This window comes from Planococcus sp. TJ-301, from assembly GCF_058268475.1.
On the sequence record NZ_JBZDOH010000001.1, the window covers coordinates 246,537 to 271,154 of the forward strand.

Sequence of the window (24,618 nt, forward strand, 5' to 3'; positions counted from 1 at the left end):
AGCCGGCTCGCACGATGAGCCGGCTTTTATATTTGAAAACGGCTGAGCGCGCGTAAAAGTTTCTGGACGCGCATAAACTTCAAAATCACCAAAACAAAAGCCATTTCCGCATGCGGAAATGGCTCAAACAATCTATTTTTTTCGGAACGATTTCAGTTTATCGTAGATGCCGGCGAATTTCTTCTCGGAACCGGCAATAATCGGTTTGTAGAATTCGGCGTTTTTAACTTCTTTCGGCAAATAATCCTGATCGGCCCAGCCGCCGAATGTGCCGAGTGGCGTATCGTGCGGATACTTATAGCCGCCGTGGCCGAGTTCGGCGCTGCCGGCGTAATGCGTGTCGCGCAGGTGCATCGGGATGTCGCCGACTTCGCCTTTATTGATCGAAGCAATTGCGGCGTCAATCGCTTTGTAAGCGGAATTCGATTTCTCGGACAAACACATTTCAGCAACTGCCTGAGCGAGCGGGATGCGGGCTTCCGGCAATCCGAGGCGGTCCGCAGCCTGGCAAGCGGCGAGTACGTGCGCGCCGACTTCCGGGCTCGCAAGTCCGATGTCTTCATAAGCCATGACGAGCAAGCGGCGCGTCACCGCTGTCAAGTCACCGTTTTCGAGCAGATGCGCCAAATAATACATGGCGGCATTGACGTCGCTGCCGCGCACGGATTTTTGCAGCGCGGACAATAAATTAAAATAATGGGAGCCCTTTTTGTCGCCGAAGACGCCGACGCGTTTTATCATTTGTTCGACCATTTGGTCTTCGACAATGTATTTGCCGTCGAGTTCGTCTGATGCGACGACAATCGATTCGAGCATCGTCAGCGCTTTCCGCGCGTCGCCGTTTGTGCCGTCGGCGATTCGATTGACTTGCGTTTCGGAAATTTCGATTTCGTAATTGCCGAGGCCGCGCTTCGGCTCGGCCAACGCCGAGTTCAGCAGTTGGACGATGTCGGCGTGCGTCAGCCGTTTGAGCTGTTTGATTTCGCCGCAGCGTGAGCGGATCGCCGGATTGACGTCGTGGAACGGGTTTTCCGTCGTCGCGCCGATCAATACGATGGCGCCGCTTTCGACATGCGGCAGCAGGGCATCTTGCTGGAGTTTATTGAAACGGTGGATTTCGTCCAAAAACAGCAGCACTTTGCCGGTGATGCGCGCTTCAGCGACGACTTCCTCGACATCTTTTTTACCGGACGTCGTCGCGTTCAACGCGATGAACGGCAGTTCTGAGGTGCCGGCGATAGCGTGGGCAATCGATGTCTTGCCGATTCCCGGCTCACCGTAAAGGAGCATCGACGGCACGTGGCCGTTGTGGATCATTTTATATAAAGCCGTATGCGGTCCGATGACGTCTTTCTGGCCGATCACTTCGTCGATCGTACGAGGACGCATGCGGAACGCCAATGGTTCATTTTGCAAAAGTAAAACCCCTTCCGTACATTCGTTCCGCTTTCAGTATATCGCGGCGCGAAATAAATGTCATTGCAAGTCCATTGCGCAGAGATATGCTATACTTTTAGGAAGAATAATTGGAAACTAACTTCGAGGTGTAACGATGAAAATATCGACTAAAGGCCGCTACGGCTTAACTATTATGATCGCATTGGCAAAACATTACGGCGAAGGCCCGATGCCGCTGCGTAAAATCGCTGCGGATTATAATTTGTCCGAAGCTTATTTAGAGCAGCTGGTCGGCCCGCTCCGCAACTCCGGACTGGTGAAAAGTGTACGCGGCGCTTACGGCGGCTATATGCTGACGCGCAGCCCGAAAGACATTTCAGCAGGGGACGTCATCCGCGTACTCGAGGGGCCAATCCAGCCGGTTGAAGGCATTGAAGACGAAGACCAGCCGCAGCGCGAATTGTGGGTACGCATCCGCGACGCCGTGAAAAATGTCTTGGATACAACGTCGATCGATGATTTGGCGAACCAGCAAGAAACTGAAAACGATAATTATATGTTCTATATATAAGGAGTTAATCAATCATGAATCGAATTTACTTAGACCATGCGGCCACTTCTCCGATGCATCCGGAAGTGGCTGAAACATTTTCACTGGCGCTCAGCACTGTCTACGGCAATCCTTCAAGCATGCACGGCACGGGGCGCATCGCGCGCAAAGCGCTTGATGATGCACGCCGTGTTTTCGCGCGGAGCATCAATGCAAACGATCCGGAAATCATTTTCACGAGCGGTGGGACGGAAGCCGATAACTTGGCGATTTTCGGCACTGCCGCGAAAAAGCCGGGCGGCCATATCATCACGTCGGCTGTAGAACACCACGCCGTTTTGCATGCTTGCGAGAAACTTGAGCGGGATGGCTATAGCGTGACTTATCTGCCAGTTGATGAAAACGGGCTTGTGCGAGCAGAAGACGTGAAAAATGCGTTGCGCAGCGATACAATCTTAGTGACCATCATGCTCGGCAACAATGAAGTCGGGACGGTCCAGCCGATCGAAGAAATCGGTATGCTGCTCCAAGGCACGGACGCAGTGTTCCATACAGACGCCGTCCAGGCTTATGGTGTCATGCCGATCGATGTGGAAAAGCTCCATGTCGATTTGCTGTCAGTATCGGCGCATAAACTGAACGGCCCGAAAGGCATCGGCTTCCTGTACCAGCGCAAAGGCGTCGCTTTGGCTCCGCTTTTTTACGGCGGTGAACAAGAACGCAAGCGCCGTGCGGGAACCGAAAACGTTCCAGCGATCTCGGCATTCGCTAAAGCGGTGGAACTCGCGCTAGCAACTATGCCTGAAAAAACGGCGCTTTATTTGACGTTTAAAGACAGGTTTAAAAACGTCTTAACGGACGAAGGCATCCCTTTCAAGGAAAACGGGGCCCACAGCCTGCCGCATATCCTGAACCTCAGCATTCCGGGAGTCGACATCGAGTCATTCCTGGTCAACCTCGACATTGCCGGCATTTCGGCCTCGAGCGGTTCAGCTTGCACAGCGGGTTCGATGGATCCGTCCCATGTTCTGGTTGCCATGTACGGCGGACAGGCGGACGAGCTCCGCAATTCCATCCGCTTCAGCTTCGGGCTTGGCTTGGACGTTGAACAAGTGCAGGAAGCTGCACTGAAAACAGCACAAATCTGCAAGCGTTTAGCGCTTAAATGAAAAGGTGAGATATTATGACTGCAAAAGCAATTCAAGATACACGCGTTGTCGTCGGCATGTCCGGAGGGGTCGACTCTTCGGTTGCCGCTTATTTATTGAAAGAACAGGGCTATGATGTCATCGGCATCTTCATGAAAAACTGGGACGACACCAATGAATTCGGCGTCTGCACCGCGACGGAAGATTACGAAGACGTCATCCGCGTCTGCAACCAAATCGGCATTCCGTATTACGCCGTCAATTTCGAAAAGCAGTATTGGGACAAAGTGTTCACGTACTTCCTCGAAGAATACAAAGCAGGGCGTACGCCGAACCCGGACGTCATGTGCAATAAAGAAATCAAATTCAAAGCGTTTTTGGAGCATGCGTTAAGCCTCGGCGCCGATTATTTGGCGACCGGCCATTACGCGCAAGTCGAGCACGCAGAAAACGGCGAAACGAAAATGCTGCGCGGCCAGGACAACAACAAAGACCAAACGTATTTCCTTAATCAGTTGAACCAGGAGCAATTGTCGAAAGTCATGTTCCCAATCGGCCATATGGAGAAAAAGAAAGTGCGTGAAATCGCATTGGAAGCGGAACTTGCAACGGCAACAAAAAAAGATTCGACCGGAATCTGCTTTATCGGCGAACGCAATTTCAAGGAATTCCTCGGCCAATATCTGCCGGCGCAACCAGGCGAGATGGTGACGATGGAAGGCAAGAAAATGGGCTCGCATGACGGTTTGATGTATTACACTATCGGCCAGCGCCAAGGACTCGGCATCGGCGGAGCGGGCGATCCGTGGTTCGTCATCGGCAAAGACCTTGAGAAGAACATCTTGTTCGTCGGGCAGAATATCCACCACGAAGCCCTGTTCTCAGACAGCTTGAGCGCCGTGAACTTAAGCTTTACATCGGATACAGCGCCTCAAGGCCTGTTCACGTGCACAGCGAAATTCCGCTACCGCCAAGCCGATGTAGGCGTTACCGTGGAAATGAAAGGCACTGAAGCGCTTGTGACATTCGATGAGCCGGTACGGGCAATCACGCCTGGGCAAGCAGTCGTTTTCTATGATGGCGACGAATGCCTTGGCGGCGGGACGATCGACCGCGTTTTCAAAAACGGCGCGCGATTGGAGTATGTAGGCTAATGGGACAATCAGCGATGAATTATAATGAAATCGGCATCCAAGCGCTGCAAGCAGGCGACACGGAAGCCGCAATCCAAGCATTTACGCAAGCAATTGAAGAACAGCCGGAAAATCCGCTCGGCTATATCAATTTCGGCCACGTGCTGACATCGATGGACGATGTCGAGCGGGCAGAACGCTTTTTCCAAAAAGCGCTGACGCTTGATGAAACATCCGCGACGGCTTATTACGGCCTTGCGAACTTGTATTTCAATGCGGAGCGCTTTGATGAAGCGTTGAAGCTTTATGAAAAAGCATTACATTACGGACTTGAAGGCTCGGATGCGCTTTTCATGATCGGCAAATGCTTCGAAAAAATGGACCAGCCGAAATTGGCGCTGCCTTACCTTCAACGGGCAGTGGAACTTGACGGTACCGACGTGCAAGCGCGCCTTAGCTACGGCATTGTCCTGGCCTCGATGGAATTGTTCACATTGGCAGAACCGCAATTTTTGGAAGTGCTGGCGCTCGACGCCAATCACGCCGATGCGCATTACAACCTGGGCGTGCTGTATGCCGTGTCGACAGATCGTGTTGAAGACGCAATGCATCATTTGAAGCAGGCTTACACGCTCGACGACCGCAACGAAATGGCGCGCTACGCGTATGACATGATCGCAGCAGAGCGGCAATAAAACATAAAAACAACATTAACCATTGTGAAAGGAGACGGCGACGATGACTGGACAAATTGATTTATTCCAAGAAGAAACGTACTTTGTGCTGGGCAGGCCAGTCGTCTCGATTTTTCACAATCCCCAAAACTTATTCTCCATCGCGAAAGTGAAAATCCAGGAAACCAATACCTCGTACCAGGAAAAAGAAATCATCGTCTCGGGCTATTTCCCGAAATTGTCGCTTGAGGAGTCCTACCGCTTTACGGGTGCTGTGAAAAACCATCCGCGCTACGGCGTCCAATTCCAGGTGGAAACCTTCACGAAAGAAGTGCCGGAAACAGAGCAGGGGATTGTGCATTATTTATCGAGCGATATGTTCAATGGCATCGGCCGCAAAACAGCGGAGACGATCGTCAAAAAATTGGGCAAAGACGCCATTAAGAAAATTCTTGAAGATCCGGAAGCGCTCGATGCGGTACCGCGGCTTTCTGATGAAAAAAAAGATACGATCCGTTCGACGCTGCAGCTGAATCTGGGGTTGGAGCGCGTCATGATCCAGCTCAACGACTGGGGCTTCGGCCCGCAGATTGGCATGCGCGTCTACCAGACCTATCGCGAAGATACGATCGACATTTTGACGAAAAATCCGTTTATTTTGATTGAAGAAATCGAAGGGATCGGTTTCCACCGCGCGGATGAACTCGGTGCGAAGCTCGGTATCACCGGCAGCCATCCGGACCGCATCAAGGCGTCGATTCTGCATCTGCTGAACCAGGCGTCGCTGTCGGAAGGCCATGTCTACGTCGATGCGAAAATGCTCATCCCGCAAGTCAAAGAAATGCTGGAAGCGAGCCAACGGGAAGACATTCCAATCGATGCGATTTCCAAAGCGATGATTGAAATGAATGAAGAAGGCAAAGTGTCGGGAGAAGAAACCCGGCTTTATTTGCCGTCGCTGTATTATTCGGAAGTCGGCATTGCGACAAAGCTTGAAACGATGCTAGCGTCGCAGGCGAACCGCGACCGCTTCCCTGCGTCGGAAGTGCGGAAAGCGCTCGGCGAAGCGGAAGAGCGGCTCGGCGTCAACTACGCGGAAACCCAAGTGGAAGCGATTGACTCGAGCATTAATTCCTCTGTCATGATTTTGACTGGCGGACCAGGTACCGGTAAGACGACTGTCGTGCGCGGCCTTGTTGAAGTTTATGCTGAGCTACACGGTTTGTCGCTCGACCCGAAAGAATATGCCAAGAAAAAAGAGCCGTTCCCGATCATTCTTGCAGCACCTACGGGACGTGCCGCGAAGCGCCTGAGCGAGTCGACGGGGCTTCCAGCCATGACGATCCACCGTTTGCTCGGCTTTAACGGACAGGAAAAAGACGAAGAAACCGAAAAAGAGATCGAAGGCCGCCTGATCATCATTGATGAAATGTCGATGGTCGACACGTGGCTCGCGCATCAATTGCTGAAAGCGGTGCCGGAAGATGCCCAGCTTATTTTCGTGGGCGACCAGGACCAGCTGCCACCGGTCGGGCCTGGCCAAGTGCTCCGAGATCTGCTTGAGTCGAAGCGCATTCCGACGGTCGAGCTGACCGACATCTACCGCCAGTCTTCTGGCTCCTCGATCATCGAACTCGCGCATCAAATGAAAAACGGGCAGCTGCCCGCTGATATCACCGCAAAAACGGCAGATCGTTCGTTCATCAAAGCGGGCCCAGACCAAATTGCATCGGTCGTGGAGAAAGTCGTCAAAAGTGCTCTGGCGAAAGGGCATTCGATCAAAGATGTTCAAGTGCTCGCCCCGATGTATAAAGGGCCTGCAGGCATTGACGCGCTGAACCGCATGATCCAGGAAATGGTCAATCCGAACGCCGACGGCAAACGCAAAGAATTGGTGTTCGGTGACATCACGTACCGCATCGGTGACAAGATTCTTCAGCTCGTCAACCAGCCGGAAAGCAATGTCTTCAACGGCGATATGGGCGAAGTCGTGGCAATCCTAAAAGCAAAAGAAACGGTCGAGAAGCAGGACATGCTCGTCGCGTCATTCGACGGCATCGAAGTGACTTACGAGCGCAGCGACCTCAACCAGCTGACGCTGGCGTATTGCTGCTCGATCCACAAATCGCAGGGATCGGAGTTTCCGACGGTCATCATGCCGATCGTCCGCGGCTATATGAAAATGCTGCGCCGGAATTTACTGTATACGGGCATCACCCGCAGCAAGGATTTCTTGATCTTGTGCGGCGATCCGCAGGTGTTCCGCTACGGAGTCGAGCGCACTGACGATACGCAGCGCATGACGACGCTGAAAAGCCGTCTGCAGCTATCGGAAGCGCCGCCTGCACCTAAAGTGGTTGAAGGGGCGCCAGAAGAAGCTGCAGCGGAGAAATCGGCTGTGCCAGTAGGTGCCGCGCCAACCCAATCGGGTCCAGCAAGCTTGACGGCGGAAAACGCCCACGCCATTCATCCGCTCATCGGCATGGAAGGCATCAAGCCCGCAAATTTTATTGAAGCTTAAAAGCATCCCATTGCGGATGCTTTTTTTCGTCTGGAAGCGTATTTATTCCGAAACGGAGCGTATTCGGGATTTTATAGAGCGTATTTCTACCGCAATGGAGCGTATTCGAGCGGCAACCGGGCGTATTTCAATAATTGAAGGAATAAACGCACCCTCCGCGCAAGAAAAAGCACGGCTATTGACATAGCGGAATCTTTTTCTATATAATTCAGGATATACATTTATACACAAACACCCAGATGGAGAAAGTACAGAATTGCGCGCGTTCAGAAAGAGGTTCCCCGGCTGAAAGGACCTTCGCCCCGCTGTTTTGGAAAGCTACTCCGGAGTGCAGCTAATCCCTGCCGTCACAGCCGCGTTAAGGCATAATGAGAGACACGGAGTTTTTTTGTCCGTGTAATTAGGGTGGTACCGCGAAATAAAGCCTTCGTCCCTTGCGCCAGCGCAAGGGATGGGGGCTTTTTAATATGGCTAGGAGGAGAAAATATGAAAAACATGAAAGCTGCAGACATCAGAAGATTGTATATCGAATTCTTTAAAGAAAAAGGCCACGACCAAGAGCCGAGCGCTCCGCTTGTGCCGTTCGAAGATCCTTCACTGTTATGGATCAACAGCGGAGTAGCAACGCTGAAGAAATATTTTGACGGACGGGTGATTCCGGCTAATCCGCGCATCGTCAACGCACAGAAATCGATCCGCACGAACGATATTGAAAACGTCGGTAAAACGGCGCGCCACCATACGTTTTTCGAAATGCTCGGCAACTTTTCAATCGGCGAATATTTCAAAACAGAAGCCATTCATTGGGCGTGGGAATTCCTGGTCGATCCAAAATGGATGGGCTTCGATCCGGAATTGCTGTCGGTGACGATTCATCCGGAAGATGAAGAAGCTTATAGCATCTGGCTCAATGAAGTCGGCGTGCCGGCTGAACGCATCATCCGCCTCGAAGGCAACTTTTGGGACATTGGCGAAGGCCCAAGCGGACCGAACTCGGAAATTTTCTATGACCGCGGCGAATCATACGGCAGCGATCCAAGCGATCCTGAGATGTATCCGGGCGGCGAAAACGATCGCTATTTGGAAGTTTGGAACTTGGTGTTCTCGCAGTTCAACCACAATCCGGACAATACGTATACGCCATTGCCGAAGCAGAACATCGATACAGGCATGGGCTTAGAGCGTATGGCTTCTGTCGTGCAAAACGTGCCGACGAACTACGATACGGATCTTTTCGTGCCGATCATCCAGAAAACTGAAGAGATTTCCGGCGTGCGCTACGGCACAGACGTCGAAACCGATATGGCGTTCAAAGTCATCGCTGACCATGTCCGCACTGTAGCATTTGCAATCGGCGATGGCGCATTGCCATCAAACGAAGGCCGCGGCTATGTCCTGCGCAGGCTGTTGCGCCGCGCTGTCCGCTATGCGAAAAAGCTGGGCATCGAAAAACCGTTCATGTTTGAGTTGGTCCCTGTCGTCGGCGCAATCATGAAGGATTTCTATCCGGAAGTAACCGACAAGCAGGATTTCATTATCCGCGTAATGAAGCTGGAAGAAGAACGTTTCCATGAAACACTTCACGATGGTTTGGCGATCTTGTCAGAAGTTGCAGCTCGACAAAAAGCTGCCGGGCGCAGCGAAATTCCGGGAGAAGATGCTTTCCGTCTTTACGATACGTACGGTTTCCCGGTTGAATTGACTGAGGAATACGCAGAAGAAGAAGGCATGGCAATCGACCACGCCGGATTTGAAACGGCGATGAATGCGCAGCGCGACCGTGCACGCAAAGCACGCCAAAGCGTCAATTCGATGCAGACGCAATCGGAAGTCTTAGGCAATATCAAAGTGGCCAGCGAATTTATCGGCTATGACCGTACGCTTGCAGAAGCGTCTGTGCTCGTCATCGTTAAAGACGGTGATGTGGTAGAAAGTGCTCAAGAAGGCGACGAAGTGCAAGTCATTCTCGACAAAACGCCATTCTACGCGGAAAGCGGCGGGCAGATTGCCGACCGCGGAACGCTTGGCAACGATCTGGTGCAGGCGACTGTGCTGGACGTTAAAAAAGCGCCGAATGGCCAGAACCTCCACTCTGTCCGGATCGATTCTGGCGAATTGACGGCTGGTTCAGTGGCAGCGGAAGTGGAATCTTCCCAGCGCCGCCACACGGTGAAAAACCACACAGCAACGCATTTATTGCACCAAGCGCTGAAAGATGTTCTGGGTACGCACGTTAATCAGGCAGGATCTTACGTAGGGCCAGACCGCCTGCGTTTCGACTTCTCGCATTTTGGAGGCGTCACCAAAGAGGAAATCACGCACATCGAACAAATCGTCAATGAAAAAATCTGGAACGGCATCGCAGTCGATACCGGCTTCCATGATTTGCAGGAAGCGAAAAAAATGGGTGCGATGGCTTTATTCGGTGAAAAATACGGCGATATTGTCCGTGTTGTGGAAATCGGCAATTTCTCGAAAGAGCTTTGCGGCGGCGTCCATGTTATGAATACAGCGGAAATCGGCTTGTTCAAAATCGTTTCGGAAAGCGGCATCGGTGCTGGCGTACGCCGGATCGAAGCGGTTACCGGAAAAGGCGCTTACGAAAACTTGCGGGAAACGGAACAAATTTTGGAAGAAGCCGCTTCGCTTTTGAAGTCTTCACCGAAAGACATGGTCCAGAAAGTTCAATCGTTCCAGCAGGAAATGAAATCATTGCAGCGCCAAAACGAATCGCTGATGGCGAAAATCTCCAATGCACAGTCGTCTGAAATTTTGACTGCGGCTCGTCAGATCAATGACATCACTGTCTTGTCAGCGAAAGTCGAAGCAAAAGACAATAATCAGCTGCGCCAGATGATGGACGATTTGAAACAGAAATTCGACAAAGCGGTAATCGTTCTAGGCGCTGTCGACGGCGACAAAGTCATGCTGATCGCAGGTGTTACAAAAGATTTGGCAGGCGGGAACTATCATGCCGGCCAAATCGTCAAACATGTAGCTGAGCAATGCGGAGGCAAAGGCGGCGGCCGCCCTGATATGGCGATGGCAGGCGCTAAAAATCCTGAAAAATTGGAAGCGGCTCTGGAATCTGTCTACGAACAGCTCAAATAGGTTTTATAAATGCCGGTTATCGTTTATAATGTAAGTCAGGCAGCGAGAGTCAAATTCTCCTATCTAAATCCGAAACGAGGTGCTTGTCGTGAGTTCATTTGATCAAACAATGAAATTCAATCCGTCTGATGAGTCGATGGAGCAGGAAGTGAAGCAAGTCATGCTTCAAGTCCATACGGCACTTGAAGAAAAAGGTTATAACCCGATCAATCAGATTGTCGGATATTTACTGTCAGGTGATCCGGCTTATATTCCTCGCCATCAGGATGCACGCAATATGATTCGCAAACTTGAGCGGGATGAAATCCTGGAAGAGCTTGTGAAATTCTATATCAAAAAGAATAACGGGGAACAAGAATGAGAATAATGGGACTGGATGTCGGTTCGAAAACAATCGGCGTCGCCATCAGTGATGCGTTGGGCTGGACTGCCCAGGGCATTGAGACCGTCAAGATCAACGAGGCGGCCGGTGAGTTCGGCATGGCGCGCCTGGGTGAATTGATCAAACAATTCGAAGTTACCCAAGTTGTCGTCGGATTTCCGAAAAACATGAACAATTCAATCGGTCCACGTGCGGAAGCATCGCAAAAATTTGCAGCTTTGCTCGAAGAAGTATATGCTATACCGGTGGTACTATGGGATGAGCGGCTAACGACAATGGCTGCAGAGAAGATGTTGATCTCTGCGGATGTAAGCCGCAAAAACCGCAAGAAAGTGATCGACAAGATGGCCGCAGTGATGATTCTGCAAGGCTACCTTGATTTTAAAAAATTATGAGGTGACGCAAATGGAACATGGACAAGAGCACATTACAGTCGTTGATGAAAACGGCGACGAACAATTATTTGAAATTTTATTCACATTTGAAAGTGAAGAATTCGGAAAATCATACGTATTGTATTTCCCAGTAGGCGCTGAGGAAGATGACGAAGGCGAAATCGAAATCCAAGCATCTTCATTCACTGAAAACACTGATGTAGACGGTAAAATCGCAGGCGGAGAACTTCGCCCGGTTGAAACGGATGCAGAGTGGGATATGATCGAAGAAATGCTGAACACGTTCCTTGACGAAGAAGAAGAGAACGAAGAACAGTAATCTTAAAAGGAGAAGGACGGAATTGCTTGTTGATTCCGTCTTTTTCTTTTGTCAGGAATTAGGTATACTGGAAAAGGAAAAAGCTAAGGGGGGGAACCCGTGGACAAAGGGTCAAAAAAAGAGATCATGTTTGAACGGATGAAAGAAAAAAAGAAAGAAGGAAAAACCGTGAGGCGCATAGTGGCAATCATCACTCTTGTTGTGCTCTTGATCGTCGGCATCGTCGGCTTCCAGACATACAACTTCGTGAGCGGAGCATTAAAGCCGGTTGATCCGGATTCTGAAAAAGTGGTGGAAATAGAAGTGCCGATCGGTTCAAACCTCGACAGCATCGCTGAACTTCTTGAGAAAAACGGCATCGTCAAAGATGCGCGCGTCTATAAATATTACGTCAAATTCAATAACGAATCGGAATTTCAGGCAGGCACGTACGGTTTGCTGCCGTCGATGACGCTCGATGAAATCACGCAAAGCTTGAAGACGGGGAAAGTCTACCGCGAGCCACTATTCGCAATTACAATTCCTGAAGGGCTGACGCTTGAGCAAATTGCCGAGAATGTCATCGCCAAGAAAACCGATTTCACTGCGGAACAATTTATGGAAAAAATCACGGATGAAGCTTACGTCGACGAGCTAATGGTGAAATACCCAACTTTGTTGACGGACGAAATCAAAAATGAAAATGTCCGCTACGATTTGGAAGGCTATCTTTATCCGGCCACTTATCCGTTTTATGAAGAAGATCCGTCGCTGACACTGATTATCGAACAAATGCTCAATGCGACGCAAGCAAACGTGGTACAATTCGAAGCTATCATGCAGGAGAAGAAAATGACGCCGCATACGCTGCTGACATTCGCCTCGCTGCTTGAGGAAGAAGCGACGTCGCAGAGTGACCGTCAGGCGATTGCCAGTGTGTTCTTTAACCGCATCAATGAAGACATGCCGCTGCAAACGGATCCGACCGTCATTTATGCGATGGGCGAGCATAAAGAGCGTCTATTCAATAAAGACTACGAATTCGAACATCCGTACAGCACTTACACGAACAAAGGGCTGCCGCCGGGGCCAATCGCTTCAGCAGGGATCGAATCGATCCAAGCCGTGCTGGATCCAGCAGATACGAAATATTTCTATTTCCTTGCGGATTCATCAGGCAAAAACCATTTTGCTGAGACCTATGATCAACATTTGGCAAACCGCGATAAATTCATCGGCCAATAAAAAACAATAACCCGACAAGAAGGAAGCGACCTCGCATTCCTTCTTGTTTTATGTTAGTATAAGTAGTAATTTTTGCTAGCGCGAGAAGGGGCTTGAATAATGGGACAACTAGAATTGGCAGAGACGCTGAAGTCGATCAAAAGCTACGCTGTTCAGCATCATGTGCCGATCATGGAAGAACAAGGCATCGATGAACTGACCCAGCTGTTGGACCAGCAGAAGCCGGCGTCTATTTTGGAAATTGGTGCGGCCATCGGCTTTTCTGCGATAAAAATGGCGCAGGCTTTGCCGGTTTGCAAAATCGACACAATTGAGCGGGATGCCAGCAGATTCGAGCAGGCACAGAAGTTCATCTCGGAATCGGGCTACGGAGAGCGCATCCGCATTTTCCACGCTGATGCACTGGAAATGGACTTTTCCCTTCTGAAGTCTTCTTATGAAGCCATCTTCATCGATGCCGCCAAAGGGCAATACGAGCGCTTTTTTGAGAAGTATGAAACGCTGCTGCCGGAGGGCGGAATCATCTATTGTGATAATATGCTTATGCACGGGATGGCGGACCAGCCGCTCGCCGATATACCGCGAAGAAAGCGGACGATGATCCGCAACATCAAGAAATTCAGGGACCATATGATGGAAAATCCGCTGTACGAGGTGCAATTACTGCCAGTAGGCGACGGTATTATGGTCTGTAAGAAGAAAAGCCAATAAAAAAGTCGATTTGCAAGGAGCTTGGAATAATGTCGAAAAACCGTCCGGTGGTAATCGGGATAGCAGGAGGTTCGGGCTCGGGTAAAACCAGCGTCACGAATTCTATTTATGAAGTGTTTAAAGAACATTCGGTCGTCGTGATCGAACAAGATTATTATTACAAAGACCAAAGCCATTTGGCTTTTGAAGAGCGTCTTGAAACGAATTATGACCATCCATTGGCGTTCGATACGGATTTGCTTATCGGCCATGTCAATAAACTACTGGACCGCGAAGCGATCGAAAAACCTATCTACAACTACGCAATTCATACACGTGCTGAAGAAACGGTACATATTGAGCCGAAAGATGTCATCATCCTTGAAGGTATTTTGGTTCTAGAAGACCAGCGTTTGCGGGAATTGATGGACATCAAATTATTCGTCGATACCGATGCGGATTTGCGCATCATCCGCCGCTTGCTGCGGGACATCAACGAACGGGGCCGGACAATCGATTCGGTGATTGAACAATACCTGACAGTAGTGCGCCCGATGCACAATCAATTTATCGAACCGACAAAGCGCTACGCGGACGTTATCATTCCTGAAGGCGGCCAGAATGAAGTGGCAATCGACTTGATGGTTACAAAAATTAAAACAATTCTTGAATAGATTGCCAGATTATAATATGATGATACGAGACTGACGGATGTACCGCATCTAGGGTCAGCAGTTGAAGGAGTGGGGAAAAATGGCTACTGAAAAACAATTTCCGATGACAGCTGCAGGAAAGCAGAAGTTGGAGGATGAACTAGACTTTCTGAAAACGATCAAACGCAAAGAAGTGGTTGAACGGATTAAAATCGCCCGTGATTTTGGTGATTTATCTGAGAATGCAGAGTATGACTCCGCAAAAGAAGATCAGGCATTCGTCGAGGGACGCATTTCGACATTAGAATCGATGATCCGCAACGCAGTAATCATAAATGAAAACGAAAAAAATAAAGATATGGTCCGTTTGGGCACAACGGTGACTTTCGTCGAAGTTCCGGACGGCGACGAAGAGTCTTATACAATCGTTGGATCAGCAGAAGCGGATCCGCTTGAAGGCCGTATTTCCAATGATTCGCCTATCGCGAAAAGCATGATCGGCCGCACTGTCGGCGAGATTGTCAAAGTGTTGACGCCAGGCGGCGAAATGGAAATCAAAATCGTATCAATCACTTGATGTAGAAAAACGGCCATTCCAACAAAGAATGGCCGTTTTTGGTAAAAATCGCTCTCCCTTGGAACATTACGTGCGCCCAATCGTCCTATGCGTTATGTGGCAACACGCTAAAAACATTTAAAGAGGAGGCATTTAAATGGCTAATGAAGAAAAACGATATCCTTCTCGCTTGAATAAGAAGAATCGATCCAATCCTGTCATGAATAATAAAAACCGGTCCAACTCGGTCTTGAACATGATGATCGGGCTGGTCTTCACTTTGATCCTCATTACAGGAGCATTTATTTTTCTTGATAAGGAAGAAGGAAGCATTGAACAGCCTGAATCGGTAAAAATCGCTTCTGAAACGGAGCAAGAAGAAAGCGGCGCAGCGGATGAACCGGAAGGCGAACCTGCTGACAGCGGCACTAAAGCCGACTCTAAAGAAGAAGAAGCTACTACCGAAAAGGAAGAGAAGCCTGAAGAAACAAAAGAAGGCAAAGTAACCGGGGGAACCATCACGAAAGAAGATTCAAACGATCCGGTCGTTAAAGAAACGATCATCAATACCAGCTGGGAGCCAGTCGGCACAAAGCAAAAAGGCGAGCACGTTTCCGTTTATGAAAAAGGCTCAGCAGACTGGAATGAAAAAATCAAAGCGATTTCTTACGCTACAGGCTTGGCTGAAGGCGATATGTACATCATGATGATTAAAAACGGCGGAGGCCCGCAGAAATCAATCGGAGTGGTGCAGTCCAAAGACCAATCGAAGAAATACCGCGTCCATATGGAATGGGTTGACGGCAAAGGCTGGAGCCCAGTCAAGTTGGATGTCCTAAAAACACTGAAGGGCGCCTATTAAAAAGGCGTCTTTTTTTATGGCTATATTATTGTCTAATGATATCTAATTATCGATATTCCGCAAAAATAACTGCGCTTGCCGCGGGCAAGACATGGGCCGAAGCTTGCAAGGTCCATGTCTTTGTCCCGAAGCTAGCGCAGCAATGCAAAAGCAGAAGGTCTTTAGCAATGAGACGAGTGTTCTTCTCGGCTTCTTGCGTGAGCCATGCCCTAAGCGTCCGAAGTGGAATAAAGAAGTAGATTTCTTGTGTTCAAATTTTATAGTTTCCTTATATAGAAATGAAAACAGCTAACAGAAAGGAAGTAGAATAGATGAAAATCGGTGTGATTGGTGCAATGGAAGAAGAGGTTCATTTGCTGCGTGCAAGCCTTGATAACGTAAAAACGGAGGAAATCGCTAATTGCGAATTCACCTCTGGAACGTATAAAGGGCAAGAAGTTGTTTTATTGAAAAGCGGCATCGGCAAAGTTAATGCCGCGATGTCAACAACGCTGCTGCTTCAGCAATTCAAACCGGATGTTGTCATCAATACCGGCTCTGCTGGAGGCTTTGATGCGGAACTTGAAGTCGGTGCAATCGTCATTTCCGATGAAGTCCGCCATCATGACGTTGACGTCACTGCTTTCGGCTATGAAATGGGCCAGGTGCCGCAATTGCCGGCTGCATTCCTGTCCAGTGCAGATTTGATGGATCACGCGGTGAAAGCGGTGGAAGAGCTTGGTGAGCATGCTTATGCAGTTGGCCTTATCGCAACCGGTGATTCGTTCATGGACGATGCGGAGCGCGTGGAAAAAGTTCGCGGCCATTTCCCGTTGATGAAAGCAGCCGAAATGGAAGCGGCGGCTGTTGCCCAAGTATGCCATCAGTTCGGCACGCCGTTTGTCGTTATCCGGGCGTTATCGGATATCGCTGGCAAACAATCCAATATTTCGTTTGAAGAATTTCTGCCAGTGGCGGCAAAACATTCCACACAAATCGTATTAAACGTTGTAGACCGCATAGCGGCCCAATAAAAAAAGCTGGAGGCGGCAATCGAGCCACTTCCAGCTTTTAAACTTTTTTAAGGGTGAATGTACTGACCATCAACAACGAGCACAGCAAGAACAGGAACATATAAGCGACGGGCGGGATGACCGCTAAGCCGAAATAGGACAAGGTGACAACTGTGCCTGCCGCTGTGATCGGCAAGCCGGTGAAATAACCGGTAGACTCTGAAATGTTAAAGCGTGCCAAGCGGAACGCGCCGCTTGCGATATAAATGACAGTAAATGCCATGCCGGCAATGCCGAAATCTACAAGCACAAGCTCGTACATCAGGATTGCCGGGGCTACTCCGAACGAGATGATGTCGCTCATGGAATCCAGCTGTTTGCCGAGTTCCGACTCCTGGTTGAATTTCCGTGCGACCATGCCATCGAAACGATCTAAAAACGCGGCTATGAAAATGAATAAAACACTAAAGCTATAATAGCCGTTAAGCGCTGCCATTAAAGACGCGCCACCAAAAGCCATATTGCCAATCGTGATCATGTTTGCGGCTTGGGATCTCAATTTTTTAATTGTGTGATCCATCCGTTCTATGAGTAGCAATGGAAAACACTCCTTTGTCATAAACTTCTTTAGTTCATTATACTGCCTAAGGCCAAAAAATGGTAGACTATTTTAAGCAACGGAGGTGTCTATATGAAGAAAAAGCTTTACCAACGTTCGATCGAATTGACTAATGGCCCGATTACTTCCGGCCTAATCAAGCATTTCGCCAAGTCGCGGCTTAGCCGTAGAGCGGTTCCGGGATATATTAAGACTTATAAAATAGATATGGCGGATGTCGTCGGGCCGCTGAATTCATTTCCAACGCTGCATGACTTTTTTATCCGCCAGCTGAAAGATGGAAGCCGGCCGAGTGCAGAACAAGCAGTGGTGTCGCCCGTCGATGCCAAAGTGGAAATCGCCGGCGATCTCCATGATAACATCCATTTCTTGGTGAAAGGGCAGCAATATTCTTTGGAAGATCTGCTGGCCACCCCGGAGCTGGCTGATTTCTACCGCGATGGCAAATACATTGTACTGTATCTGTCCCCAGCAGATTACCACCGCATCCATAGCCCGGTCGATGGGAATGTGCGGAAGCAATATGTTTTAGGGAAAAAATCGTATCCGGTGAACCAGGCGGGGCTGCAATTCGGCAAAGCCCCGATCAGCGGCAATTACCGGATGATCACCGAGCTCGACTATGCCTGCGGCAGGCTCCTGATGGTCAAAGTGGGTGCCATGTTCGTCAACTCGATCGAGCTGACAAACTTCGGCACGAGCTGGAAAAAAGGCGAAGAAGCTGCATATTTCAGTTTCGGTTCAACCGTCGTGATGTTTTTTGAGCGCGGCAAAGTCGAGTTCAGCGCCAATGTGCAAAACGGAAATTCAGTCAGGGTGGGAGAAGCCCTCGTCCATATGTTATAATCAGTTGAATTAAGTCCGTAGAAACAGGAGTTGTCAATTATGTATCATAAATTCGTACCAAGCCAATATGTAAAAAAAGTGTTTGATATCACGCCGCAAATGCTATTGGACAAAGGGATCCGCGGAATCATTACCGACCTCGATAATACGCTGGTGGAATGGGACCGTCCGGAAGCTACACCAATGCTGATCGATTGGCTGCGCTCAATGAAAGATGCGGGGATCCAAGTGGTCATCGTTTCGAACAACAACGAATTGCGCGTGAAATCTTTTGCGGATCCGCTTGGCATTCCGTTTATCTACCAGGCACGGAAGCCGATGGGCCGTGCATTCAGAAAAGCGCTCAAGCTGATGATGGTCAACCGTGAACACGTTGTGGTCATCGGGGATCAGATGCTGACCGATATCTTCGGCGGCAACCTCAATAAGCTTCATACGATTCTTGTGTTGCCAGTGGCTCAGTCCGATGGCTTTTTTACCCGTTTCAACCGGTTGGTGGAGCGCAGAATCATGAAAAGACTTAAAGATAAAGGCCAGATTATGTGGGAGGAAGAAAATTGAACGAAATGCCAACTTGCATCGGATGCGGTGCGTTAATCCAGACAGAACGCCAGGGAGAATTAGGCTATGCACCGCCATCTTCCTTAGATAAAGAAGAAATCATCTGTCAGCGTTGCTTCAGATTGAAAAATTACAACGAACTTCAGCCTGTATCGTTGACGGATGACGATTTCTTGAAAATTTTAAACGGCCTCGGCGAGAGAAAAGGCCTGATCGTTAAAATAGTCGACATTTTCGACTTTAACGGCAGCTGGCTGCCAGGACTTCATCGCTTTGTCGGCAGCAATGATATTTTGCTGATTGCCAATAAATCGGATTTATTGCCAAAATCGGTCAAGCAACATAAATTAATCAATTGGATGAAACAGGAAGCGAAAAAACTTGGCTTGAAACCGATTGACGTGCTGACAGTCAGCGCTCATAAAGGTACTGGCATTGTTGAAGCGATGGAAGCGATTGAGCATTACCGGAAAGGCCATGACGTCTATGTTGTCGGCAGCACGAATGTCGGGAAATCGACATTCATCAACCGCATCATCAAACAGTCGACCGGGCATTCAGATATCATTACGACTTCCCATTTTCCAGGAACAACACTTGATATGATTGAAATCCCGCTTGATGACGAAAACTCGCTTTTCGACACGCCAGGGATCATCAACCACCATCAATTGGCGCATTTTCTGCATTTAGAAGATTTGAAGATGATCATGCCTAAAAAAGAAATCAAACCGCGCGTCTTCCAGCTTAACCCGGAACAAACGCTTTATATCGGCGGCTTGGCCCGCTTTGATTTCATCCAAGGCGACCGCTCTTCATTCACGGTCCATGTGTCCAATGATTTGCCGATACACCGGACAAAATTGGAAAATGCAGATGCCTTGTACGAACAGCATTTAGGCGGAATGCTGGCACCGCCATCCGCGGAATTCAAAGACGACTTCCCGGAATTGGTGCGCCATGAATTCCGAGTCAAAGATAGCAAGACCGACATTGTCTTTTCAGGGCTTGGCTGGATTACGGTTCAGCATCCCAATGTGGTCATTGCCGCCTATGCACCGAAAGGCGTGGAAGTTATTTTGCGGCCATCCTTAATCTAGGGGGATTTTGATGAAAAAATGGTATGCAGTCATTGGGGATCCGATCGGACATTCATTGTCTCCGTTTATGCACGAGAAATGGTTTGAAGAGCATAACATCGACGCGGTTTATATTCCGGTCCGTGCGGAACCATCCGAACTTGAAAAAGTGTTTCATGCCATGAAAACTTTAGGCGTCAGCGGCTTTAATGTGACGCTGCCCCTTAAACAGGCCATTATACCGCTGCTCGATAATCTTGACGAAACGGCCATTGCCATGAACGCAGTCAATACGGTAACGTTTGATGGCAAGCGGACAATGGGCTGGAATACAGACGGCGATGGCTTTGTGCGTTCGCTGATGGCAAAGCAGCCGGACCTTAAAGGCAAAGTGCTGGTCATCGGTGCGGGAGGGGCGGCAAGAGGAATCGCTTTCGCTTTGAAAAAGGCAGGCTTTGAATCGATCACCATCACCAACCGCACTTTCCGGCGCGCCGAGGAATTGGCGAAAGCCATGAACGGAGCCGCGTTGACGCTGAGGGACGCTGAGGGGTCGCTTGCGGAGTTCAGCACCATTATCCAGACCACTTCTGTCGGTCTTGCCGAAGACGAAGGGCTGCCGTTATCGCTCGACCATGCGGCAGCCGGCACGCTTGCAGCGGACATCATCTACAATCCGCTCGAGACGCCGTTTTTGAAAGCGGCTGAAGCAAATGGTTGCCGGACATTGAACGGCATCGGCATGTTCGTTTATCAAGGCGCTATCGCTTTCGAGAAATGGACGGGCGCCAGTCCGGATACAGAAGAAATGATTAGAATTCTTACGGAAAAATTAGGAGGCAATTATGTTAACAGGTAAACAAAAGCGTTTTTTGCGCAGTGAAGCGCATCATTTAGACCCGATTTTTCAAGTTGGAAAAGGCGGTGTCAGCGGAGCAATGCTGCGCCAGATCGAAGAAGCATTGGAAGCCCGCGAATTGGTGAAAATCAGCATTCTTCAAAACAACGAAGACGGCAAACATGATGTTGCTGAGCAGCTGTCCCAAGGTACTAAAGCGGAATTGGTGCAATTGATCGGCCATACGGTCGTTCTTTACAAGCCATCCGTCAACAATAAACGCATCGAGCTGCCAAGAAAAGGATGAAAAAAGTCGGGATATTGGGCGGAACATTCAATCCTCCTCATCTCGGCCACCTGATCATGGCCAATGAAGCTTTTCATTCTGCCGGGCTTGATGAAGTTCGCTTTATGCCGAATTTCATCGCACCACATAAAGAAGTAAGCGGTACAAATGCAGGCCAGCGTCTGGAAATGGCCCGCCTGGCAATTGATGGGCATACCGGTTTCCGTGTAGAGGATTTTGAAATACAGCAAGGCGGCGTTTCGTATACGTATGACACCATGCTGAAATTGATGGCCCTCGAACCGGACACCAAATTTTACTTTATCATCGGCGGCGACAGCATCGCCGACCTGTCTTCCTGGCACCGGATTGATGAACTCGCCAGGCTGGTCCGTTTTATCGGCATCAGCCGGCCAGGCTATGAAAATACAACCCCGTACCCTGTGCGGATGATCGATTCGCCGGAAATGCATTTGTCATCGACGATGCTCCGCGACAGGATGGCGCAAGGCAGAACCATTTCATTTCTCGTACCGGAAAAAGTGGAAGCTTTTATTCGAAAGGAGCGGTTATATGGACCAGAGTGCAATGTTGCAGAAGGTGAAGACACGCCTTCCTGAAAACCGTTACAATCATGTTCTAGGCGTGCTCGGCACATCGGTGGAATTGGCGAAACGTTTTAATGTGCCGGAAGAAAAGGCGCAAGTGGCAGCCATTCTGCACGATGTCGCGAAGTTTTCGGACCGGCAGTGGATGCAATCGGTGATTATTTCCCAGAAAATGGATCCCCTATTGCTCGATTACCACGCGGAATTATGGCATGCGCCTGTCGGGGCATATGTTGCGAGCTACGAATTCGGCGTAAACGATGAAGATGTATTGAACGCCATTCGCTATCATACAACGGGTCGGGCAGGCATGTCTGACTTAGAAAAAATCATTTATGTTGCCGACATGGTCGAACCCAACCGCAAGTTCACTGGAGTCGAAGAATTGCGACAATTAAAAGAACAGGGATTGGATGTTATGATGGAAGCCTGCATCAAACATTCCATAGAATTTCTTGTATCAAAAAATCAACCGGTTTTTCCGGATTCATTGAAGTGTTACGAATACTTCACGAAACAGAAAGGGAAAGTGAAAGAATGACTAAACAAACTTTACTCCAAATGGCTTATAATGCCGTAGAAGATAAAAAAGCCGAGGATATTGTGGTTTTGAATATGGAAGGCATTTCGCTATTAGCGGATTACTTCCTCATCTGTACAGGAAACTCAGACCGCCAAGTGCAGGCAATTGCGCGTGCTGTGATTGAACAGTCCCACGAAGCCGGCAACGAAGTGAAAAGTGTCGAAGGATTTGACGCTGCGCGCTGGATTCTTGTTGATATCGGAGATGTAGTGGTTCATGTATTCCATAAGGACGAGCGTGATTATTACAACCTTGAGCGTCTCTGGAGAGAAGCGCCGACAATGGAAATATGAGGTATGGAAAATTTGCGTCAGTTTATGATGAACTGATGGAAGATATTCCGTACGAAAAGTATGTGGAATGGGTCGGGTCCTATGTCCAGTCGGGGAAACTCCTCGATCTGGCTTGCGGGACCGGGACCCTTTCGCAGCTTTTTAGCGAAGTCGGATTCGATGTGACGGCGAGCGATTTGTCGGAAGACATGCTGACCGTTGCGAGCAATCGCTTCACTGAAGCAAACTTAGCAATTCCGGTGCTGCAATTGTCGATGGACAATTTAGAAGGCATCGGCGGCTTTGATGCCGTGACGATTGCCATCGATTCGCTCAATTATTTGGAAACGGAAGAAGAAGTTAAACAAACTTTCACTGAAGTGCATGCCGCTTTAAATAAAGGCGGGCATCTTTTCTTCGACGTCCATTCTCTTTTTAAAATAGATCTTGTCTATATGGACAGCCCGTTTGTCATGGATGGCGAAAACGTCGCCTATATTTGGCATACGGAAAGGGGCGCCCATGCCCATAGCGTCATCCACGATATTACGTTTTTCATGCGTCATGGAGAAGCGTTCGAACGTTTTGAAGAAACCCATGAACAGCGGACATTTCCAGTAGAAACCTATAAGGCTTGGTTGGAACAGGCAGGCTTCCAAGTGGAATCAGTAACCGCCGACTTCACCGGGCAAAGCCCGGACGATGAAAGCGAGCGCATCTTTTTCCACGCAATTAAATAACCTGCAAAACCCCCGCGGCACGCCCGCGGGGGTTTTCATGCGCTTTTGCGAAGCAGGAGCCAAAAAATCGATAGACAGCAACTGGTAATTCGTATACAATTCAGACAGCTTCATTAATTGCCTCCTTGTGAAAGGAGCGCTCACCGCTGAACCTATCCCAGCTTCGCGGAAAATTAGGCTGGCTTGCCATCCCGGCAGCTGCAGCCCTGGCCATGGCCATCTATATCCTCTTCCCCCAGAGCGATCCGGAACTTGTTCCGGCTGAAACTCTTGAACAAATCCAAGCTGAGCCACCTCAGCAGACGGAAACCCCCACCCAGCAAGATGCACTCCCAGAAATCATCATGATCGATATCAAAGGGCAAGTCGCAAGCCCAGGCGTTTTTGAATTGCCGGCAGGCGCGCGTGCCAAGGACGCCATTGCAGCGGCGGGCGGCTTTTTGGAATCCGCCGACCCGACGGCCATCAATCTTGCGTTGAAAGTCCAGGATGAAATGGTGTTATATGTGCCGGCGGCAGGCGAAGAACTCCCTGTGCTTGCCAGCCCTGTGCAGGCAGGATCAGCAGCAGGGCCTGATGGCGGGTTGATCGACATCAATTTGGCTACGGATGTGGAATTGATGGAACTCCCGGGAATCGGACCTTCAAAAGCTGCGGCCATTATCGCGTACCGGACAGAAAACGGCAATTTTGAAAAAATCGAGGATTTGAAGGATGTCACGGGCATAGGTGATAAGTCTTTTGAACAATTGAAAGACGGCATCACGGTTCGGTAAAAAGCATTTGAGCCGGATGGACGGTTGACGAAAATCCACCCTCTGCTACACTTATTTTAAACAGACAAGCAGGAGGCAATTAGATGAAGCGAATAACTTGGGACCAATTTTTCATGGCGCAAAGCCATTTGCTGGCACTTAGAAGCACATGTACACGTTTGGCCGTCGGAGCGACAATCGTTCGGGATCGCCGCATCATGGCGGGGGGCTATAATGGCTCTATTTCCGGCGGCGACCATTGCATCGACCAAGGCTGCTTCGTCGTGGACAACCATTGCGTACGCACCATCCACGCGGAAATGAACGCCTTATTGCAATGCGCGAAATACGGCGTCAGCGTCAACGGAGCGGATATGTACGTCAGCCATTTCCCGTGCCTGCAATGTTCGAAATCGATCATCCAGGCAGGCATCGCCCGGTTGTATTATGCGGCTGATTACAAAAATCACTCCTACGCCATCGAGTTATTTGAGCAGGCCGGTGTGGAAGTCATACAGGTTATGTTCGACGAACGTAAAATCGATTTCCTGAGCGTCGAGAAAAACAGGCTGTACATGGAAATGCTTGAAAAGCTGCGGGAAAAAGGCAGCACTGAAGAAGAATTGGCCCATTTTACTGAACGGGTGAATGAATTATTCGGAGAAGTGGAAGTGTAAGCGGAAATTTTCTTCTATACAACGCGGCGGCGGTCATTATTGCCACCTATGCAGCCCATGAAACAGCGAAAGAGCTTGTCTTCATCGGGCTGCTTTTTTGTTGGATGTTCTGGAAACGCGAAAGAGCGAAACTGTTCATTCACATA

The 24,618-nt window shown here is 49.4% G+C and carries 28 protein-coding genes and 1 other annotated feature; of the genes, 26 read left to right on the forward strand and 2 right to left on the reverse strand.

Annotated elements, in window-relative coordinates; all coding sequences use genetic code 11:
• Positions 1–132 precede the first annotated feature (132 nt).
• Positions 133–1,416 carry a replication-associated recombination protein A gene (locus AC4EHJ_RS01260; protein WP_490973790.1) on the reverse strand — a complete coding sequence of 428 codons (1,284 nt, stop codon included), beginning with the start codon at positions 1,414–1,416 and terminating at the stop codon, positions 133–135.
• Between the two features lie 136 nt (positions 1,417–1,552).
• On the opposite strand from AC4EHJ_RS01260, the gene cymR reads away from it, so the two are divergent.
• The 15 genes from cymR to mtnN all read left to right on the forward strand — a co-directional run bounded on the left by cymR (position 1,553) and on the right by mtnN (position 16,629).
• Positions 1,553–1,969 carry a cysteine metabolism transcriptional regulator CymR gene (gene cymR, locus AC4EHJ_RS01265; protein WP_490973791.1) on the forward strand — a complete coding sequence of 139 codons (417 nt, stop codon included), beginning with the start codon at positions 1,553–1,555 and terminating at the stop codon, positions 1,967–1,969.
• Positions 1,970–1,983: 14 nt separating this feature from the next.
• Complete coding sequence (locus AC4EHJ_RS01270) at positions 1,984–3,117, forward strand: cysteine desulfurase family protein (RefSeq protein WP_490973792.1); 1,134 nt, start codon at positions 1,984–1,986, stop codon at positions 3,115–3,117.
• Positions 3,118–3,131: 14 nt separating this feature from the next.
• Positions 3,132–4,250, forward strand: a complete 1,119-nt coding sequence (gene mnmA, locus AC4EHJ_RS01275) for a tRNA 2-thiouridine(34) synthase MnmA (protein ID WP_490973793.1) — start codon at positions 3,132–3,134, stop codon at positions 4,248–4,250.
• A complete protein-coding gene (locus AC4EHJ_RS01280; RefSeq protein WP_490973794.1) occupies positions 4,250–4,924 on the forward strand; it encodes a tetratricopeptide repeat protein in 675 nt (224 codons plus the stop codon). The genes mnmA and AC4EHJ_RS01280 overlap by 1 nt, the downstream gene beginning before the upstream one ends.
• A 43-nt stretch (positions 4,925–4,967) precedes the next feature.
• The gene (gene recD2 / locus AC4EHJ_RS01285) at positions 4,968–7,424 is read left to right on the forward strand and encodes an SF1B family DNA helicase RecD2 (RefSeq protein ID WP_490973795.1); all 2,457 of its coding nucleotides are present in this window, start codon (positions 4,968–4,970) and stop codon (positions 7,422–7,424) included.
• Positions 7,425–7,651: 227 nt separating this feature from the next.
• Positions 7,652–7,862, forward strand: a binding site (T-box leader).
• 48 nt (positions 7,863–7,910) lie between these two features.
• The gene (gene alaS, locus AC4EHJ_RS01290) at positions 7,911–10,535 is read left to right on the forward strand and encodes an alanine--tRNA ligase (RefSeq protein WP_490973796.1); all 2,625 of its coding nucleotides are present in this window, start codon (positions 7,911–7,913) and stop codon (positions 10,533–10,535) included.
• 88 nt (positions 10,536–10,623) lie between these two features.
• Positions 10,624–10,896 carry an IreB family regulatory phosphoprotein gene (locus AC4EHJ_RS01295; RefSeq protein WP_135500710.1) on the forward strand — a complete coding sequence of 91 codons (273 nt, stop codon included), beginning with the start codon at positions 10,624–10,626 and terminating at the stop codon, positions 10,894–10,896.
• Positions 10,893–11,312, forward strand: coding sequence for a Holliday junction resolvase RuvX (ruvX, locus tag AC4EHJ_RS01300; RefSeq protein ID WP_490973797.1), 420 nt, complete (start codon positions 10,893–10,895; stop codon positions 11,310–11,312). Before AC4EHJ_RS01295 ends, ruvX begins: the two co-directional genes overlap by 4 nt.
• A 10-nt stretch (positions 11,313–11,322) precedes the next feature.
• Entirely contained in the window at positions 11,323–11,631 is a 309-nt protein-coding gene (locus AC4EHJ_RS01305) for a DUF1292 domain-containing protein (RefSeq protein ID WP_490973798.1), read from the forward strand.
• A gap of 99 nt (positions 11,632–11,730) precedes the next feature.
• Positions 11,731–12,855: an endolytic transglycosylase MltG gene (gene mltG, locus AC4EHJ_RS01310; RefSeq protein WP_490973799.1), complete on the forward strand. Its 1,125-nt coding sequence runs from the start codon at positions 11,731–11,733 to the stop codon at positions 12,853–12,855.
• A 99-nt stretch (positions 12,856–12,954) separates the two neighbouring features.
• Entirely contained in the window at positions 12,955–13,566 is a 612-nt protein-coding gene (locus tag AC4EHJ_RS01315) for an O-methyltransferase (protein WP_490973800.1), read from the forward strand.
• A gap of 29 nt (positions 13,567–13,595) precedes the next feature.
• On the forward strand, positions 13,596–14,219 hold the full coding sequence (udk, locus tag AC4EHJ_RS01320; protein ID WP_490973801.1) for a uridine kinase: 624 nt from the start codon (positions 13,596–13,598) through the stop codon (positions 14,217–14,219).
• 79 nt (positions 14,220–14,298) lie between these two features.
• Positions 14,299–14,775: a transcription elongation factor GreA gene (gene greA / locus AC4EHJ_RS01325; RefSeq protein ID WP_490973802.1), complete on the forward strand. Its 477-nt coding sequence runs from the start codon at positions 14,299–14,301 to the stop codon at positions 14,773–14,775.
• A 136-nt stretch (positions 14,776–14,911) separates the two neighbouring features.
• Positions 14,912–15,616 carry a YrrS family protein gene (locus tag AC4EHJ_RS01330; RefSeq protein ID WP_490973803.1) on the forward strand — a complete coding sequence of 235 codons (705 nt, stop codon included), beginning with the start codon at positions 14,912–14,914 and terminating at the stop codon, positions 15,614–15,616.
• A 311-nt stretch (positions 15,617–15,927) separates the two neighbouring features.
• Positions 15,928–16,629, forward strand: coding sequence for a 5'-methylthioadenosine/S-adenosylhomocysteine nucleosidase (mtnN, locus tag AC4EHJ_RS01335; protein WP_490973804.1), 702 nt, complete (start codon positions 15,928–15,930; stop codon positions 16,627–16,629).
• A gap of 37 nt (positions 16,630–16,666) precedes the next feature.
• Here the strand turns inward: mtnN and pssA are convergent, their stop codons facing one another.
• Positions 16,667–17,206, reverse strand: coding sequence for a CDP-diacylglycerol--serine O-phosphatidyltransferase (pssA, locus tag AC4EHJ_RS01340; RefSeq protein ID WP_490973805.1), 540 nt, complete (start codon positions 17,204–17,206; stop codon positions 16,667–16,669).
• Positions 17,207–17,299: 93 nt separating this feature from the next.
• Here pssA and AC4EHJ_RS01345 point away from each other — a divergent pair, with 93 nt between their 5' ends.
• From AC4EHJ_RS01345 to AC4EHJ_RS01395, 11 genes are all read left to right on the forward strand, one after another.
• Positions 17,300–18,073 (forward strand): phosphatidylserine decarboxylase, encoded by a 774-nt coding sequence (locus tag AC4EHJ_RS01345; protein ID WP_490973806.1) that lies wholly within the window; start codon positions 17,300–17,302, stop codon positions 18,071–18,073.
• A gap of 39 nt (positions 18,074–18,112) precedes the next feature.
• Positions 18,113–18,634: a YqeG family HAD IIIA-type phosphatase gene (locus AC4EHJ_RS01350; RefSeq protein WP_490973807.1), complete on the forward strand. Its 522-nt coding sequence runs from the start codon at positions 18,113–18,115 to the stop codon at positions 18,632–18,634.
• Entirely contained in the window at positions 18,631–19,734 is a 1,104-nt protein-coding gene (yqeH, locus tag AC4EHJ_RS01355; protein WP_490973808.1) for a ribosome biogenesis GTPase YqeH, read from the forward strand. The genes AC4EHJ_RS01350 and yqeH overlap by 4 nt, the downstream gene beginning before the upstream one ends.
• A 10-nt stretch (positions 19,735–19,744) precedes the next feature.
• A complete protein-coding gene (gene aroE, locus AC4EHJ_RS01360; protein WP_490973809.1) occupies positions 19,745–20,572 on the forward strand; it encodes a shikimate dehydrogenase in 828 nt (275 codons plus the stop codon).
• Positions 20,559–20,858, forward strand: a complete 300-nt coding sequence (gene yhbY / locus AC4EHJ_RS01365) for a ribosome assembly RNA-binding protein YhbY (protein ID WP_490973810.1) — start codon at positions 20,559–20,561, stop codon at positions 20,856–20,858. The genes aroE and yhbY overlap by 14 nt, the downstream gene beginning before the upstream one ends.
• Complete coding sequence (locus AC4EHJ_RS01370; protein WP_490973811.1) at positions 20,855–21,457, forward strand: nicotinate-nucleotide adenylyltransferase; 603 nt, start codon at positions 20,855–20,857, stop codon at positions 21,455–21,457. The genes yhbY and AC4EHJ_RS01370 overlap by 4 nt, the downstream gene beginning before the upstream one ends.
• Complete coding sequence (gene yqeK / locus AC4EHJ_RS01375) at positions 21,411–21,986, forward strand: bis(5'-nucleosyl)-tetraphosphatase (symmetrical) YqeK (protein WP_490973812.1); 576 nt, start codon at positions 21,411–21,413, stop codon at positions 21,984–21,986. The genes AC4EHJ_RS01370 and yqeK overlap by 47 nt, the downstream gene beginning before the upstream one ends.
• On the forward strand, positions 21,983–22,321 hold the full coding sequence (gene rsfS, locus AC4EHJ_RS01380) for a ribosome silencing factor (RefSeq protein WP_490973813.1): 339 nt from the start codon (positions 21,983–21,985) through the stop codon (positions 22,319–22,321). The genes yqeK and rsfS overlap by 4 nt, the downstream gene beginning before the upstream one ends.
• A complete protein-coding gene (locus tag AC4EHJ_RS01385) occupies positions 22,318–23,040 on the forward strand; it encodes a methyltransferase domain-containing protein (protein WP_490973814.1) in 723 nt (240 codons plus the stop codon). The genes rsfS and AC4EHJ_RS01385 overlap by 4 nt, the downstream gene beginning before the upstream one ends.
• 212 nt (positions 23,041–23,252) lie before the next feature.
• Positions 23,253–23,816 (forward strand): helix-hairpin-helix domain-containing protein, encoded by a 564-nt coding sequence (locus AC4EHJ_RS01390; protein WP_490973815.1) that lies wholly within the window; start codon positions 23,253–23,255, stop codon positions 23,814–23,816.
• Positions 23,817–23,899: 83 nt separating this feature from the next.
• A complete protein-coding gene (locus AC4EHJ_RS01395) occupies positions 23,900–24,472 on the forward strand; it encodes a ComE operon protein 2 (protein ID WP_490973816.1) in 573 nt (190 codons plus the stop codon).
• Positions 24,473–24,618: the final 146 nt, after the last annotated feature.